At 53.1% G+C, this 15,929-nt stretch carries 11 protein-coding genes; 6 read left to right on the forward strand and 5 right to left on the reverse strand.

What is annotated here, in order from left to right; translation table 11 throughout:
- Nucleotides 1–5 precede the first annotated feature (5 nt).
- Nucleotides 6–902, reverse strand: coding sequence for a LysR family transcriptional regulator (locus NDQ72_18395; GenBank protein WKD27982.1), 897 nt, complete (start codon nucleotides 900–902; stop codon nucleotides 6–8).
- Nucleotides 903–1,207: 305 nt separating this feature from the next.
- On the opposite strand from NDQ72_18395, the gene NDQ72_18400 reads away from it, so the two are divergent.
- Entirely contained in the window at nucleotides 1,208–1,618 is a 411-nt protein-coding gene (locus NDQ72_18400) for a GNAT family N-acetyltransferase (GenBank protein ID WKD30443.1), read from the forward strand.
- A gap of 110 nt (nucleotides 1,619–1,728) precedes the next feature.
- On the opposite strand, the gene NDQ72_18405 is transcribed toward NDQ72_18400, so the two are convergent.
- Complete coding sequence (locus NDQ72_18405; GenBank protein WKD27983.1) at nucleotides 1,729–2,616, reverse strand: LysR family transcriptional regulator; 888 nt, start codon at nucleotides 2,614–2,616, stop codon at nucleotides 1,729–1,731.
- A gap of 124 nt (nucleotides 2,617–2,740) precedes the next feature.
- Between NDQ72_18405 and NDQ72_18410 the strand changes: the two genes are divergently transcribed.
- Both NDQ72_18410 and NDQ72_18415 read left to right on the forward strand, forming a co-directional pair.
- Nucleotides 2,741–4,234, forward strand: a complete 1,494-nt coding sequence (locus tag NDQ72_18410; protein WKD27984.1) for an aldehyde dehydrogenase family protein — start codon at nucleotides 2,741–2,743, stop codon at nucleotides 4,232–4,234.
- A 96-nt stretch (nucleotides 4,235–4,330) separates the two neighbouring features.
- Nucleotides 4,331–5,623, forward strand: a complete 1,293-nt coding sequence (locus NDQ72_18415) for an FAD-binding oxidoreductase (protein WKD27985.1) — start codon at nucleotides 4,331–4,333, stop codon at nucleotides 5,621–5,623.
- A 66-nt stretch (nucleotides 5,624–5,689) separates the two neighbouring features.
- On the opposite strand, the gene NDQ72_18420 is transcribed toward NDQ72_18415, so the two are convergent.
- From NDQ72_18420 to NDQ72_18430, 3 genes are read right to left on the reverse strand one after another with little or no spacing between them, the layout of a single operon-like run.
- Nucleotides 5,690–7,051: a VOC family protein gene (locus tag NDQ72_18420; GenBank protein ID WKD27986.1), complete on the reverse strand. Its 1,362-nt coding sequence runs from the start codon at nucleotides 7,049–7,051 to the stop codon at nucleotides 5,690–5,692.
- A complete protein-coding gene (locus NDQ72_18425; protein WKD27987.1) occupies nucleotides 7,048–10,206 on the reverse strand; it encodes an FAD-binding oxidoreductase in 3,159 nt (1,052 codons plus the stop codon). Before NDQ72_18425 ends, NDQ72_18420 begins: the two co-directional genes overlap by 4 nt.
- Nucleotides 10,203–11,456 (reverse strand): aspartate aminotransferase family protein, encoded by a 1,254-nt coding sequence (locus tag NDQ72_18430; protein ID WKD27988.1) that lies wholly within the window; start codon nucleotides 11,454–11,456, stop codon nucleotides 10,203–10,205. The genes NDQ72_18425 and NDQ72_18430 overlap by 4 nt, the downstream gene beginning before the upstream one ends.
- Before the next feature lie 457 nt (nucleotides 11,457–11,913).
- Between NDQ72_18430 and NDQ72_18435 the strand changes: the two genes are divergently transcribed.
- The 3 genes from NDQ72_18435 to NDQ72_18445 all read left to right on the forward strand — a co-directional run bounded on the left by NDQ72_18435 (nucleotide 11,914) and on the right by NDQ72_18445 (nucleotide 15,914).
- On the forward strand, nucleotides 11,914–12,939 hold the full coding sequence (locus NDQ72_18435; protein ID WKD27989.1) for a TAXI family TRAP transporter solute-binding subunit: 1,026 nt from the start codon (nucleotides 11,914–11,916) through the stop codon (nucleotides 12,937–12,939).
- 165 nt (nucleotides 12,940–13,104) lie between these two features.
- Nucleotides 13,105–14,952, forward strand: a complete 1,848-nt coding sequence (locus tag NDQ72_18440) for a TRAP transporter permease (GenBank protein ID WKD27990.1) — start codon at nucleotides 13,105–13,107, stop codon at nucleotides 14,950–14,952.
- Between the two features lie 74 nt (nucleotides 14,953–15,026).
- Nucleotides 15,027–15,914 carry a LysR substrate-binding domain-containing protein gene (locus NDQ72_18445; GenBank protein WKD27991.1) on the forward strand — a complete coding sequence of 296 codons (888 nt, stop codon included), beginning with the start codon at nucleotides 15,027–15,029 and terminating at the stop codon, nucleotides 15,912–15,914.
- Nucleotides 15,915–15,929 lie beyond the last annotated feature (15 nt).

Here is a 15,929-nt window from a genome sequence, read left to right on the forward strand (position 1 = left end):
GCACATCACTGCATCGCCATCATTAACTTCCATAAACAGTCGGCAGCGGGCGAAAGCCTTCTGCCGACTCTACGCACCAAATTGCCCTGGCTGCTAGCAGCCATAGGGTGATCAATGGGAATCGCCTTCAGCAAACCCGCTTTTATTTCACTGCGTGCAGCAGCAGCCGTCATAAACGACACGCCAATCCCGGCACATGCCATCCTTCGAGACACCGAATGCAGGTTGCAACGATAGGCAGGCGTAGCCAACTGCCCGGCAGCACCAAATAGCGCATTGACGAACTGCTGCGAGCCCGAGACATCCGGTAAAAAAATCAACTTGTGCTGTAATAATTCCGTGATCGACACGCTATCTTGGCGAGCAAGCCGGTGGGACGGTGCTACCAGCGCGCACAACGGCCCTCGTTCAAAGGAGTGCACCACTAACCGTGGGTCTGAAATGGGGCCGTAGGTAATCGCGATATCCACCTCGTCGTTGGCCACCATCTCATGGGGTTCTCGGGGATAATAAATCCCTGTTTTAATCTCGATCAGCACATCGGGGTACTGCTCGGAAACACGGCGCATCACATGGTTGATAAAACTATCCACAAAGCCATCACCTACCGAGACGACCACTTTCCCCGACTGTAAATTGCGTAACCGAGACAGCGTATCTCCCAGCTCTGAATTCAACCGTCGCTGAGCAAGAAACCCTTCCACTACCAATTGGCCTGCTTCGGTCAACGTCACATGCCGCCCTTGACGCTCCAGCAAGGCCATGCCCAATTCCCGCTCCAACCCCCGTACTTGGCGGCTTACTACGGAAGGATTGGTATGCAGATGCTCCGCCGCCGCACGAATGCCTCCGCAGCTGCTTACCTCAAATAAGTACAATGCACGTTTATCCAGTAGGGTCATGATGATCTCGTGTGAAGAACTTCGCGCCGATGAACTCGCACATCAGCTTTTTCAAACCAACAGCAACAAAATGCCCCCTACCTAAGGCAGCTTGCACCCAGGCTTTTTATGTTACATAAATACTTTAATTTTATAGTGACAGGCCACGTGTGCCTATCCAAATCAGAACACGTGTCCTAACGTCAAAAAATCACCCAAACGCTCACATAAAGACATCAATACAAAAAATTGAATGGAAATTATTTTGAATGCTATAGGAGCAGGTATCGTTGCAAATCGCTGAGATAACACCCTCTGAAGTACCAATGGAGCTACTTCTTTTAGCAGACCCGTCCGAGGAGGCCATTAAAAGGTACCTACATCAATCAAGGTGCTTCGCAGCCCACGACAAAGGGTCGATAGTCGGCGCTTGTGTTATCAAGCCCATTTATGAGGGAGCACTGGAATTGATGAACATTGCTGTTTCACCATCGGTTCAACAGCACGGTGTTGGTACCCAGCTGCTTAGGTATGTTATCGAAAAAGTGAAGGAATCAGGCGCACAGCGCCTAGAGGTGGGAACGGGTACATTCGGCTATCAACTGACCTTCTACCAACGCCAGGGCTTTAGGGTTGATTGCATTGATAAAGACTTTTTCTTGAAGAACTATCCCGAGCCTATCATTGAAAATGGAATTCAGCACAAAGATATGCTTAGGCTAAGCCTGACATTTTAGCCCTCCTTATAAGATAGCGGTTAATAACTTAGCATATTATTTTTAGATGACTCTATAAAACAGCAGCCATTCTTAAATTACCGCCAACAAAGCATTTAGATTGATCGTTATCAATCTAAATGCGCACGAATCCATTCAATAAAAGCGCGCAGTTTATAAACTTCAACCATATGCTCTGGGTACGCCATATAATAAGCATCTTGACTCTTAAGTGAGAACTGCCAAGGAATGACTAACTTCCCCTCATCAAGCTCTTCCTGAGCAAGAAATTTTGGTACTAGGGCGACGCCACAGCCCGCGCGGGCCGCTCTTAACGCCATATAGAACGTATCAAATCTTGGGCCATGGTAGCTGTGCTCCGTATAGAGATCTTGTGCTTCAAACCAGTCATGCCACCCCTCAGGCCGAGTAGAAACCTGTAACAGCACCATGTCTGTTAAGTCTAATGGGTCACGAACGGTTGTCTGCTCCATGGCGGAAGGCGCGCAGACAGGCACCACCTCTTCATCCAGCAACTTAATACACTCAGCCCGCGGCCATACGCCATGACCAAAAAAGAACGCCGCCTCTATACGCTCTTTTTGCATATCAAACGGTTCGGTACGGTTAGCAATATTGAGATTAATATTGGGATATTTAAAGCGAAACCCGTTGAGTCTGGGGATAAGCCACCGCGCCCCAAAGGTGGGCAACGTGGCGATATTCAGCACATCTGCCTCTACGCCATAAGACTGCATATAACGCGTCGACATTTCGACTTGGGCTAATATTTTACGCGCTTCGCCAAGATAGACCGCCCCCTCTGGCGTCAGGTGCAGACGCTTTCTCACCCGCCTGAATAACGGATGTTGCAGGGTAACTTCCAGTTGTGACACCTGCTTGCTCACCGCACTTTGCGTCAGGCTCAGCTCATCTGCAGCCCGCGTAAAACTGAGATGCCTTGCCGCGGCCTCGAAACAGTTCAGGCTGGTCAAAGAAGGTAAGTTTCGACGACGCATAGCATTCCTACTTGGTGAAATTAAGGAATGATGTTTTTCACAAACATCGTTTGATGAGCTGCCTCATGCTTGGCAATACTGCCCCTGTAACCAATTTACTCACAATTCAATATTTGGTGAAGCAATGATTCATTCCCTGATGGAAAAAATGGGTGTCGCAAAAGAGCAGTATCAAGGCGGCGACCTGATTGTTACCACACCGATTGATGGTAGCGAAATTGGCCGTCTTACAACGGCTTCTAGCAGCGACGTTGAAACCGCTATCGCGAACGCAGAAAAAGCCTTTCAGGCTTGGAAAAGCGTGCCAGCTCCTCGTCGTGGTGAATTGGTTCGCCTGTTTGGCGATCAACTGCGCCAGCACAAGGAAGCACTTGGCGAGCTGGTTACCTGGGAGTGCGGCAAGATTCTCCAGGAAGGGCTTGGCGAAGTTCAGGAAATGATCGACATTTGTGACCTCGCCGTTGGTCAATCTCGCCAACTGTTTGGGCTGACCATCGCTTCCGAGCGCCCCGGTCACCATATGCGCGAAAGCTGGCATCCGTTAGGCCCGATTGGCCTAATTACGGCGTTTAACTTTCCCGTCGCCCCTTGGGCATGGAATTCAGCCTTAGCGCTGGTATGCGGCAATAGCTTGCTGTGGAAACCGTCCGAAAAAACACCGTTAACGGCACTGGCATGCCAAGCACTGTTGGAGCGTGCCATTGAAGAGTTCGGTGATGAAGCTCCCGAGCACCTGAGCCAGGTGATTATTGGTGAGCGTGCTGCTGGCGAGCAGTTGGTCAATGACACTCGCGTTGCGCTGATCAGCGCTACCGGCAGCACCCGCATGGGTCGCGAAGTAGGCCCACAAGTCGCAGCACGCTTCGGCCGCAGCATTCTTGAGCTGGGTGGCAACAACGCCATGATCTTAGCGCCCAGTGCCGACCTTGATATGGCGACTCGCGCCATCCTGTTCTCTGCGGTAGGTACGGCTGGGCAACGCTGCACGACACTGCGTCGCTTAGTTGTTCATGAATCCATTAAAGACGAAATCTTAGCGCGTCTGAAGAAGTCGTATAGCGCAGTATCTATCGGAAACCCGCTTGAAGGTAATTTGGTTGGCCCACTGATTGATCACCAAGCCTTTGATGCGATGCAAAGTGTGCTGGCTAAAGCGCGTGAGCAAGGTGCGAAAGTGTTCGGTGGCAACCGTGTAGAGTTCGCCAACAATGGTGAAGGCTACTACGTCGAGCCCGCCATTGTTGAAGTGACCGAGCAAAACGAGCTGGTCAAGCACGAAACCTTTGCGCCGATTCTTTATGTCCTCACCTACAAAGAGCTGGATGAGGCTATTGCTACCAATAATGACGTCCCCCAGGGTCTGTCATCGTGCATTTTCACCACCGATGTTCGCGAAGCCGAAACCTTCATCTCTGCGGTTGGTAGTGACTGCGGCATCGCCAACGTCAATATCGGCCCTAGCGGTGCTGAAATTGGCGGTGCGTTTGGGGGCGAGAAGGAAACCGGCGGCGGTCGCGAATCCGGCTCTGACGTTTGGAAGAGCTATATGCGTCGCCAAACTAACACCGTGAACTACTCTCGTGAACTCCCACTAGCTCAAGGCATTAAGTTCGACTAACCCTTCCCCTCTATAAGGGCCCTTCCCTGCTGGGCCCTTATTAAAAGTACCAGGACCTATGGCCGACCTGCGCTTCTTTTCAGGAGGTACTATAAGATGCAAACGACCCTCTCCGAGCGCTGCCTTTGGCTGCAAACGAGCGCGGAAGCCCCATTGCACTATCCTGCGTTAGCGAACCAGGAAGAGACCGAGGTCTGTGTTGTTGGTGGCGGTATTACGGGCTTGTCCACCGCGTTACATTTGGCCGAAAAAGGCATCAAGGTAATGTTGCTGGAGGCGGGAGATATCCCCACGGGTGGTTCAGGCCGCAACGTTGGCTTGGTTAATGCTGGGCTTTGGATTCCACCCGATGACATCGCGGCCGCACTAGGTGAAGAGAAAGGTGAGCGCGTTAATACTATTTTGGGCGGCGCGCCAGCAAAAGTCTTCGACATTATTGAGCGCTATGCCATTGAGTGCGATGCAACGCGTACAGGCACCCTGCACCTTGGCCATAACACCAAAGGCTGCCAAGAGCTCACACGCCGCCACGAGCAGTTACAAAACCGTGGAGCCCCGGTGACCCTATTGGAAGGCGAAGCATGCGAGCGGATGACGGGAACCGCTCAGATACATACCGCGCTGCTTGATAAGCGCGCGGGCACTATCAACCCGTGCGCCTATACACGAGGGCTCGCCCGCGCTACTGCAAACCTAGGGGCCACTCTCTATTGCCAAAGCCCCGTAACAGGCATCGAGCGACAGGAAGACCGCTGGCGGGTGTTAACTCAAAATGGCAGCGTAACCGCGAACAAAGTCGTCATGGCGACCAATGCATATACCGAAGACGACTGGAACCAAGTTCGACAACACTTCTTTACCGGCCATTATTATCAACTGGCGTCAGAACCTCTAACTGGCGAAGCCGCCGATGCGATTCTTCCAGAGAAACAAGGCGCTTGGGACACTCGCACGGTACTTAGCAGCATTCGTCGGGACAAGGCAGGCCGCTTACTATTGGGCAGCCTGGGGAAAGGTGAAGGCAAACCGCAGGCTTACTTAACCCGTTGGGCCAATATCATAAAAGATCATTACTTCCCTAGGCTCGGCAACGCTCGCTGGGAATACACCTGGACCGGCAAGGTCGCGTTCACACCGGACCACACCTTGCGTATTTTTGAACTGGCCCCAGGGATATTGTCAGCCACTGGCTATAACGGACGCGGCATCACTACCGGCACAGTGGTCGGGCAAGGTTTTGCTCATTACATTGCAAACGAGGATGACAGCCTGCTGCCGCTGCCGTTGTCACAGCCCAAACCCATCAAAGCCCGCCCGCTGTGGAGCTGCGCCTATGAGGGTGGTTTCTCGCTGTATCATGCGGGCCAGTGTCTACGGGTGCTTATCTGATAGGGACGTTACTACTTAACAAAACGGCAGCACATTCCTGTGCTGCCGTTCTTTATAAACGACTGATTAGCTTTTCAAACTTGCCAACACCTTCGCTTTAGAGGCATTTTCGCGCTCTGCATAGAGCGACAACTCATCTGTCACCTGGGCACCCAGCGCCTCCTCAAAGGCATCGCGATTGGCATTCCCGGCATAGGCTTCGCTCTCTGCACCACCCAGGTTCGACTGGAAAATACCCGCCGCGCTGACCGGCAGAAAATCTTCATAGGTAATCGGCTGTGCTTCCACCAGTCCCTGGGCGATTAACGCCTCAATATCGGTATTGCCAACGTCTTTAGCGGCCTGACCTTTCTCGGTCAGATGATACTGAAAATACGCTAACCCCTCACGGCGCATGGCCTCGTCGTTATCAGGGAACTTGGCAAAGACGTTTTGCATAACCGTTTGGTGTGCGTCGTTATCTAACCCTGCGGTTTGCTTGCGGCCTTCAGTAAGCAACTGGTCATAAAGCGCACGGCCTTTTGGTGTTAGCGCTACTCCTCGCTGCTCAATTTCACCAAAGCGAGCGGTGTGAGTACCTTGCGCGTTACCGGCAAAGCAGATTGACTCTTCCAACGCTTTAAAGCTGGTCTGGCGCAGCAGAATGGGGCAATCACGACGCGGCGGCCCTTCAATGACGGCTTTAGGATTCATGCCCATCTCCGGCATGCGGCGCTGTGCTTCGTCGATATCCAGGGTACGCGGCGTCAGGTGATTGATATGCGGCCCACGGAAGCACACCACATCAGCAATCAAACGGTGCTCATCATGAAGAGCCTGATAAGTTTCCAGGTCGACCGTCGCATCCTGGTGCCAACGGAAGGTCTCCAGCGCTTCTTTGACGAATTGGTCGGCCTCTTCGCTGGTTAAGCCACCCTGGGTTTCATGACGCTCGATAAGTTCGCGCGCCCCTGAGGTGAAGATATCGCGCTTGGCTAGAATCTCTTCCGAACGCTGGCGCAGCGCCTCGTTTTCAATCAGCTCTAAACGCAGCAGCGAGGTAAAAACGCGGAAAGGATTCATCGCCAGCGCGTCATCGTCGATGGGCCGGAAGGCGGTTGAGTGAACCGGCACGCCCGCTTCTGAAAGGTCGTAATAACCGACCGGATACATGCCCATCACAGCAAACAGGCGGCGCAGCATGGAAAGCTCTGCAGCAGTTCCCACGCGAATAGCCCCGTGGCGTTCTACGCTCAAACGGGCCAATTCGCCCTGCGCTTCCAGGCGGCGATGCAGTTCAGGCTGTTGACTAAGTGTTTCTTGGTTAACGCGCTCGACAAGTTCAAGCAGCGTGCCGTACTGCGGCACTTCGGCTTGATACATGGCCGACATTGCCTTAGAGAAACGGTCACGCACTTCATTGGTTGAAAGAAGGCTCGGCTGAGTCATTTCGTTGCTCTCTCTTGCATATTGTTGGGATAAGGATGAGACACCGGCGTCAATAGCGCCAACAGCGCCTGAAGCGGGTGGTGTAATGTTTGCGCTGAGTAGCGTTTCACCTGGCTGCGGCAGGAGTAGCCGGTGGCGAGCAGCTTGCCTGTGTTTTCGTCGGCTTCCACCTGGGGCTGCCAGGATTGGGCATAAATGGTTTTGGAGGTTGCGACATTACGGGTTTCATGCCCGTAAGTGCCCGACATGCCGCAACACCCTGTGGTGGCTAACTCCAGCTCTAAACCAAATGCCGCAAACACCTGCTGCCAAGCCTTTGGGCTGCCTGGGGCGTTGGTCTTTTCGGTGCAGTGAGACAGCAGCTTAAAGCCAGGGTCGGTTAGGTTCAGTGGGCGAGGCACTAGCGTGTTCATACGCGTGGCTAGCCACTCTTGCAGCATTAGTACGTTGGGCACTTGCTCGGCCCCCAGGGCTTTGACGTACTCTTGGCGGTAGGTCAGCGTCATGGCGGGGTCGATTCCCACCATGGGTACGTCGAACTCTGCCAACGCCCGCAGGCGCTTGGCCTGTTTTTCCGCCGTGCGCTCAAAGGCGCCTAAAAAGCCCTGCACTTGCAGCGGCTTGCCGTTGGCAGAAAATGGCATCACGAACACCCGCAGATTCAACCGCGACAGCAGTTCCACCACGTCTATCACCAGCTTGGCTTCAAAGTGGCTGGTGAAGGCATCCTGGACAATGATCACGCTGTTGGCACGCTGCTGTTCAGTCAGCAGCGCAAGCGAGGTGGGCGTAGCTTCGGCAACGCCCCAGGCACGCAGCTGTTTTTTCACGCTGGCGCGGGAAAGCTGGGGAGAGTCGCTCATTCCCAGCCCTTTGCGCATTAGGCTATCGACCCAGCGCTGGTTGAGTAGGGCGTTATACAGTGGCGCCACCTTGGCAAGCGTGGGCAGCATAAACTCGGTGCCACCGATCAGGTAATCGCGCAGCGGGCGTAAATAGCGGCCGTGGTAGACCTCTAAAAACTGCGAGCGGAACTGCGGCACGTTGACCTTAATCGGGCACTGGCCGGCACAAGATTTACACGCCAAGCAGCCCGCCATGGCGTCGTAAACTTGGTGAGAATAGTCGTGGTGTTGCTTACGGCTGAGCGTATTGGCGACGCGCAGCGGAAAGCTTTTAATAAAGCCCCAGCCGTTTTCGGCTTTCTTTTTGCGCGACTCTTCCACCACATCAATCCCTGCCTGGGACTGCAGACGCAGCCACTCACGCATCAAGCTGGCACGGCCTTTAGGCGAATGCACACGGTCGCGGGTAGCCTTCCAGGAAGGGCACATGGGGTCATCAACATCATAGTTATAGCAGGCGCCATTGCCATTGCAGTACACCGCCGCGTCATAGGCCTGCCACGTCCGCTCATCAATGGTGCGATCCAACTGACCGCGCAGGGTAACGCCATCAATCGTTAACAGTTCAGGGTCGCTGTCTTTGGCGATTAGTTCATGGTTTTCGGACCTACCCGCGGCTTCGGGCGGGCTAGACAACGGCGACGCAATTTTGCCTGGGTTTAGCTGGTTATGCGGGTCAAACGCGGCTTTAACGCGCTGTAGGCTGGGATACAGCTCGCCAAAGAATTTGGGGCCGTACTCCGAGCGCACGCCCTTGCCATGCTCGCCCCATAACAGCCCGCCGTACTTCTGGGTCAGGTCTGCCACTTGATCAGAAATCTCACGAATCAGTTTTTCCTGCTCGGGATCTTTCATATCCAGCGCCGGGCGCACGTGCAGTACCCCCGCATCGACATGGCCAAACATACCGTAGGAGAGCTTGCGGGCATCCAGTGCGGCGCGAAACTCACTAATAAAGTCAGCCAAGTGCTCTGGTGGTACAGCGGTATCTTCGACAAACGCAAGTGGGCGCTTTTCGCCCTGCACATTGCCCAGCAAACCCACCGAGCGTTTGCGCATGGCGTAAACTTTTTGGATTTGCGGACGGCCTTCCGCCAGGGTGTAGCCTAAGCGCGCTACCGTGGGGTCTTGGCTCAAGTGTTCCGTGAACGCCCGCACCCGCTCAGCCAAGCGCTCAGGATCATCGTCATTAAACTCGATCAGGTTAATGCCACGAATCGGCGTGCTGCCGGTGGCGGGGAAAAACGTCGCCACGCTGTCCCAGACAAAGTCCTCCATGGCCAGCTGCAGCACGGTGTCGTCGATGGTTTCAATCGAGGTGGGGCGCGCGCTGGTCGTCATCAATGCTTTGGCATCGCGCAGCGCGTCCATAAAGCTGGCGTAACGCACATTGACCAAAGTGGCGTGTTTGGGAATCGGCAGCACATTGAGTACCGCTTCATTCAAAAAGCCCAGCGTGCCTTCCGAGCCACACAGCAGGCTGTTCAGGTTCAGCTGGCCTTCTGCTTCCCGCAGATGCGCCAGATCGTAGCCGGTTAAGCAGCGGTTGAGCGGCGGAAATTTGGCCTCAATCAGCCCGCGCTGTTGGTCGATAATTTCGGCCGCGGTGGTATGCACCTGGCCGAGCATGCCGGGTTGGGCAACGGCCTGCTGCTCCTCGTCAGCGCTAAGCGGGCGGCTATGCAGATGCTGGCCTCCCAGCAGAACCGTATCCAACGCCAACACATGGTCGCGGGTTTTACCGTATTCGCAGCTGCCCTGGCCGCTGGCATCGGTGGAGATCATGCCGCCGATGGTGGCGCGGTTAGAGGTCGACAGCTCTGGGGCAAAAAACAGCCCATGGGGCTTCAGCGCCGCGTTGAGCTGATCTTTCACCACGCCTGCCTGAACGCGTACCCGCCGTGCCTCTACATCGATCTCGAGGATCTGGTTCATATGGCGGGAAACGTCCACCACGATACCATCGGTCAACGACTGGCCGTTGGTACCGGTGCCGCCGCCGCGAGGCGTGAGCACGACATCGCGGTGGGGCAGCTCAGCAGCTAGCTTGGCAAGGCGCTCCAGGTCTTCCGCGTGCTTAGGAAACACCGCCGCCTGGGGCAGGCGCTGGTAAATCGAGTTATCCGTTGCCAGCACCGTGCGGTTGGCATAGTCAGGGGCTATCTCGCCTTCGAAGCCTCGGGCGCGCAAGGCGTCGAGGAACGCAATATAGCCACTTCGCACTGCCACTTCGCTGACCATTGCGATCATGCCTTGAGCGTCTCCAGCGCCTGCTCGATGAGCCCTAGCCCTTCTGCCATGACGTCTGGTTCAGTGGTCAATGGCGGCAATAAGCGTAAGACATTACGCTTGCGGCCACTGGGCATTAGCAAAACGCCAGCATCGCGCCCCGCGGCCAATAGATTAGCTAAGTGCTCTCCCCCCGTGGCATTGTCGGTATCTTCAAAGACGATACCGCGCATCGCGCCAACACCGGTCATGGCTCCTAGCATGGGAAAACGCTCGCTTGCTTTCCAGCGCTGGTAAGCACTCACAATCGCCGCTTCTTGGGCATTACCCCATGCGCTTAGCGCCTCGTCTTGCATGATATCCATCACTGCCAATGCAGCTGCACACGCGACCGCATTGCCTGAATAAGTGCCTCCCAACGCGCCTTTGGGTAAAGCATCCATTAACTCTTTACGCCCTACCAAGGCGGCCAGAGGAAGGCCTGAGGCAATGCTTTTTCCTAACAGAAGCAAGTCGGGTTCGATGCCGAGGTGACTGAAACCAAAGCGTTTACCGGTTCGTCCGAAGCCTGATTGGATTTCGTCACAAATCAATAAAATACCGTGCTGATCGCAGATTTCCCGCAGCGCTTTCGCAAACTGGGGGCAAAGTAAGCGAAAACCGCCTTCCCCTTGAATGGGTTCAACGACGACACACGCCACTTCACTGGGGGCAATTTCTACGTCAAATACACGCTCTAGGGCCGCCAGCGACTGCTCGGCGGATATCCCACTATCCTGGCTGGGGAACGGCAGGTGATAAACCGGGCCAGGCAGCGCGCCTAAACCGGCTTTGTAGGGCTTAACTTTGCCGTTCAAATTGAGTGCGGCCAACGTGCGGCCATGGAAAGCATCGTCAAAGGCAATCACGCCCTGGCGACCCGTGACACCACGGGCCACTTTCAGAGCATTTTCGGTCGCTTCCGCACCGCTGTTCGTCAACATACATCCCAGCGGATAAGAAACCGGCACAAACTGGTCAAGTCGCTCTACGACAGAGAGGTAGCCACGGTGCGGCAAGGCATTAAACGCTGAATGCATGAGGGTATCGACCTGAGCCTTGACGGCCTCGACCACCGCTGGATGGCCATGCCCCAGGTTAAGCACACCAATACCGCCAATAAAGTCGATATAACGCCGCCCTGATTCGTCCCACACCTCTGCATTACGCCCTTTAGTAATGCAAACGGGGTGGAGGATGCCTAATGCACTGCTGACGTTGGGAAGGTCCATCGTCGTAAACGCTCCTGAAATTACCAAGTGTTCGCTTATCAAACAGGTTCAAGTAGCAGATCACAAACGAAAAAAAACGCTAAATGCATGCCCAATAGGAATACATAGAAAATAGCCGGTTGATTTGAAAGTAGCAGCGGTGGCCACCTAGCACAGGCGCTCCTTGCCTGACACCTATGACACTAAAAAAGATCAAAAAATATTAAAAAAATCTGGGCATCGGGCAGACTGCTATAAATCGCAAATAATTGATTATGAAAAGCATTTATTAAAACCAAATCGCATGACAAAATGGAATACGTACGCAACTTAATTTCTTTTGTCTGTCGGGCGGCATACGTGAACAATAGCCAGCTACTTTTTCGCGCTCTTTTCGCTGACCGATCCCCAGACGGTCGGCTTACGAGAATTGCTAAGCAGAATTTTATTATAAATAATTTAATTAGCAGGAGTTAACATGAAAAACATTACCTCTAAAGTGCTTTCATCAAAAGTGCTATCACCAAAAGTGCTATGCGGCGTTGGCGCGACTCTTCTGTTGGCGGGTTGTGGTGGCGACAGCAAACCTAATATTGCTATTGGCCCTCCTGCCAGCACCACTCAAGGCGTTTCCCAACTACTTTTTGATGCCTACGGTATTGGTAGCGATAAGTACAATACCTATCAAGAAGGCTTTGGTGCTGCACTCGATGGTGTGCAAGATGGCAACATCGATATTTCTATCGGTATTCTTGGTTTACCTTCTGGCAGCATCGAGAACTTACAAGCCTCAAGTGGTGATGCACGCCTAATTAGCTTAAGCGATGACGCTATTGACTATATTGAAGAGAACAGTGCCTATAAGCGCTTTACGATTCCCGCTAATAGTTATGCGTTCCAAAACGAAGATGTAAATACTATTACGGCTTATGCCATTTTAGTTGGCAACACAAATACTATTGATGAAGAGCTGGGTTATGAATTAGCGCGTTTAATGCATGAACATGCTGAAGAAAACACGCACTCTCAATCTGCGTTCATTACCCTTGAAAATGCGCTCAATGGTTCGGAAGGCCTCCCCATTCACCCCGGTGCTAAAAAATATTACGAAGAGCAAGGCCTCACCGTAAATAACCCGGTTGCGGAGCTTGGCGAAACTGAAGCCAAAGAAGAGTTTATTTTAGGTACCGGTAGCCAAGGCGGCACTTACTACCCACTCGGCGGTGAGATGGCCACCATTTGGAACCGTTACCTGGAAAACTATAACTTCACCAATATTGAAACTGGCGCTTCAATCGAAAACTTAGTGAGCATTCGTGATAACGGTATGGATCTCGGGATGACCGTACACGCACCGGCACAAGATGCCGTTGCCGGACGCGGAGAGTTCGAAAGTGGCGCGATTGATAACGTCGCCTTTATCGGGCACATCTACCCTGAAGTCATTCAGATTATCACCCGTGAACGCTCCAATATTGACAGCCTAAGTGATCTAACTGATTGATGTTCCCTTTTCGCCGCTGGCTTAGCCAGCGGCGTTATATGTATGAGGTTTAATCGTGGATAAAAAAAAACTCCTGACGAAGCGGCGCTTTTAGAAAAGTATGACCGTGAGTCACAAGTACGCTCTGCACTACAGCTAGGCAAGTGGGGCTGGCTGATCACCCTCATGGGTGTATCACTGACGTGCTTTCATCTCTATACCGGTTATTTTGGTACGCTACCGTCACAGCAGCAAGGCGCCGTCCACTTAGGGCTTGCCTTGGGGATGATCTTTATCTTATTCCCTGCAACGCGCGGTGCGGGCAGGCGTAATGGCGTGCCGTGGTACGACGTAATACTCGCCTTCGTAGCCACCTTTGCTGCCTACTATAAAATCCTGTTTTATGAAGAAGTCCTGCGTGCCAGGGTTACGGGCTATTCAGCCGTTGACCTAACGATTGCCGCACTCGGCGTGCTGTTTGTACTAGAAGCAACTCGCCGTACTGTAGGAATGCCAATTGTTGTCATGGCTACGTTGGCAATTCTCTATGCGCTGTTTGGCAACTTGATCCCCAGCCCTTTGCTTTCTCATCCGGGCTTCTCTCTTGAGCAAGTGTCTCCCTACTTATGGTTTAGGGAAAGCGGCGTTTTTGGTACGCCCCTGCAAATATCGGCGCGCTTTATCTTCTTATTCCTGTTTTTCGGCGTTGTTCTGATGCATACCGGCGTCGGCCGATTCTTTAATGACTTAGCCTTTGCGTTAACCGGGCGCTTTACGGGTGGGGCTGGTAAAGCCGCCGTTATAGCAAGTTCGCTTCAGGGTATGATTTCGGGAAGCTCTATCGGCAACACCGTGGCTTCTGGCTCTTTCACCATTCCTATGATGAAAAATGCCCGCTTCAAGCCCGAAGTAGCAGGAGCAGTCGAAGCGTCAGCCTCTACCGGCGGGCAGATTATGCCGCCCTTAATGGGGGCTGCGGCTTTTATCATGGTGGAGTACGTGGGCGTCTCTTACCGCGAAATCATGTTTTCGGCGCTGATTCCCGCCATTCTCTATTTTGCGGGTATTTTTATCGGGGTGCATTTCGAAGCCAAGCGTCATCGCATTCTCGGCCTTCCTAAAGATCAATTGCCCAGCAAGCGTAAGCTGATACTGTCAAAAGGCTACATGTTGCTGCCTTTGCTCGTCATTATTACGACTATTAGCGTTGGCTTTACCGCTCAACGAGCAGCGCTACTGGGTATCGCATGTGCGTTTGCTGTCAGTTTGGCGCGCAAAGAAACACGCCCCTCGTTAAAAGATATATTGGTTATTTTTGAAAAAGGGGCGCGCGTGGCACTGCCAGTCATCGCAGCGGTCGCTTGCGCAGGCATTATCGCTGGCGTGGTAGGCATGACAGGCATGGGGTCAAAATTTGCTGCTGGCATTATTAGCTTAGCGGATGGCGTTTTGATACTTGCGCTGTTGTTCACGATGATTGCCTGTATTGTCTTGGGCATGGGATTACCCACAACAGCAAACTATGTGGTTACTGCTACGATTGCCGCACCAGCACTGATTAATGAGTTCGGTCTTCCGCCAATGGCAGTACATTTGTTTGTCTTTTATTTCGGCATCATCGCCGATATTACACCTCCCGTTTGTTTAGCCGCGTTTGCGGGTGCGGGCATTGCACAAGCCAACCCCATGAAGACCGGCTTTACGGCGGTTAAATTGGCGATTGGTGCGTTTATTATTCCTTATGCCTTCATTTATAATCCTATGCTGGTATTAGTCGAACCGACGCTGTTGGGACTGTTAAGCGCGTTGTTCTTTTCACTCGTAGGGATTATGGGCGTCAGCAGCGCACTACTCGGTTACTTTGTGCGTGATTCCTTCTTCGGGGAGCGTCTGGTACTGTTAGTCGCAGGGCTTGCCATGGTGGTTCCCGAGCTGCTAACCAGCGGCTTAGGCTTACTTGCCATGGTGACAGTGGGCTGGCTTCAGTCGCGCCGACCTGATAAATCCCAGGAGGCTGCAACGCTCGCCCAATGAGCCACTATAAAAACCTAGCTTCCCCCCGGCGCTTAGTCGCCGGGGCGGCTTTCAGGTCATCAGGAGCGCCAGGTTTGGCATCACGCAATCTTCCTTCTACGGCGGCTATGCAATGCTTTGAAGCAGCCGCACGCCATATGAGTTTTACTCGAGCAGCAGATGAGCTAAACCTCACCCAAAGTGCTGTCAGCAAACAAGTCGCGCACCTTGAAGCCACCTTGCAACACAAGCTATTTCGTCGCGTGCGACGCAGCCTGCTGCTAACCCCAGAAGGGGCCATTTTTTTAAGTGACGTACGCAAAGTGCTCACTCAAATTGAGATGTCGACGCAAGCGATAATGACCTACAGCGGTAATAGCGAGGTTCTTAAAATCGCCACCTTACCTAGCTTTGGTAGCCGCTGGCTGGCCAATAAGTTGCCCTCCTTTCTAGCCGCCAATCCAGGCATTAGTTTGGAGTTTCATGACCGCGTAAAAGATTTCGATCTTGAGCAGCAAGATATCGATATTGCTCTGTTTTATGGCCATGGCAGTTGGCCAAGCCTTGCTTGCCATAAGCTTATTGATGAGGATATGGTCGCGGTTGCTTCCCCAGAGTTGCTCGCTCGGCACCCCATTCAGTCAGTCGATGACTTAACCCAACTGCCGCTGCTGCATCTCTCAACACGCCCTGATGCGTGGCACCACTGGTTTGCAAACCAAGAGATCATTACTGACCGTAGCTATCACGGCACCCGCTTCGAGACCTTTCCTATGCTGGTGCGAACGGCAATGGCAGGCGGTGGGGTTGCACTGGTTCCTCACTTTACCGTCGATGAAGAGTTGGAAGGTGGCCGATTGACCGTCGCTTGGCCATACCGGTTGCTCAGTGAGAGTGCTTATTACCTTGTTTACCCTGAACACTTGGGGGAACTCGCCAAAGTGCGACGCTTTGTAGAGCATATTACCCAGTTCAGTGATTGATACTGACACAATGCC

This window comes from Halomonas sp. KG2 (genome assembly GCA_030440445.1).
GTDB lineage: Bacteria > Pseudomonadota > Gammaproteobacteria > Pseudomonadales > Halomonadaceae > Vreelandella.

Excerpts from the sequence above, each read along its gene's own strand:
- NDQ72_18395 (WKD27982.1), bottom strand. The coding sequence starts at position 902 with ATGACCCTACTGGATAAACGTGCATTGTACTTATTTGAGGTAAGCAGC.
- NDQ72_18400 (WKD30443.1), top strand. The coding sequence starts at position 1,208 with ATGGAGCTACTTCTTTTAGCAGACCCGTCCGAGGAGGCCATTAAAAGG.
- NDQ72_18405 (WKD27983.1), bottom strand. The coding sequence starts at position 2,616 with ATGCGTCGTCGAAACTTACCTTCTTTGACCAGCCTGAACTGTTTCGAG.
- NDQ72_18410 (WKD27984.1), top strand. The coding sequence starts at position 2,741 with ATGATTCATTCCCTGATGGAAAAAATGGGTGTCGCAAAAGAGCAGTAT.
- NDQ72_18415 (WKD27985.1), top strand. The coding sequence starts at position 4,331 with ATGCAAACGACCCTCTCCGAGCGCTGCCTTTGGCTGCAAACGAGCGCG.
- NDQ72_18420 (WKD27986.1), bottom strand. The coding sequence starts at position 7,051 with ATGACTCAGCCGAGCCTTCTTTCAACCAATGAAGTGCGTGACCGTTTC.
- NDQ72_18425 (WKD27987.1), bottom strand. The coding sequence starts at position 10,206 with ATGATCGCAATGGTCAGCGAAGTGGCAGTGCGAAGTGGCTATATTGCG.
- NDQ72_18430 (WKD27988.1), bottom strand. The coding sequence starts at position 11,456 with ATGGACCTTCCCAACGTCAGCAGTGCATTAGGCATCCTCCACCCCGTT.
- NDQ72_18435 (WKD27989.1), top strand. The coding sequence starts at position 11,914 with ATGAAAAACATTACCTCTAAAGTGCTTTCATCAAAAGTGCTATCACCA.
- NDQ72_18440 (WKD27990.1), top strand. The coding sequence starts at position 13,105 with ATGGGTGTATCACTGACGTGCTTTCATCTCTATACCGGTTATTTTGGT.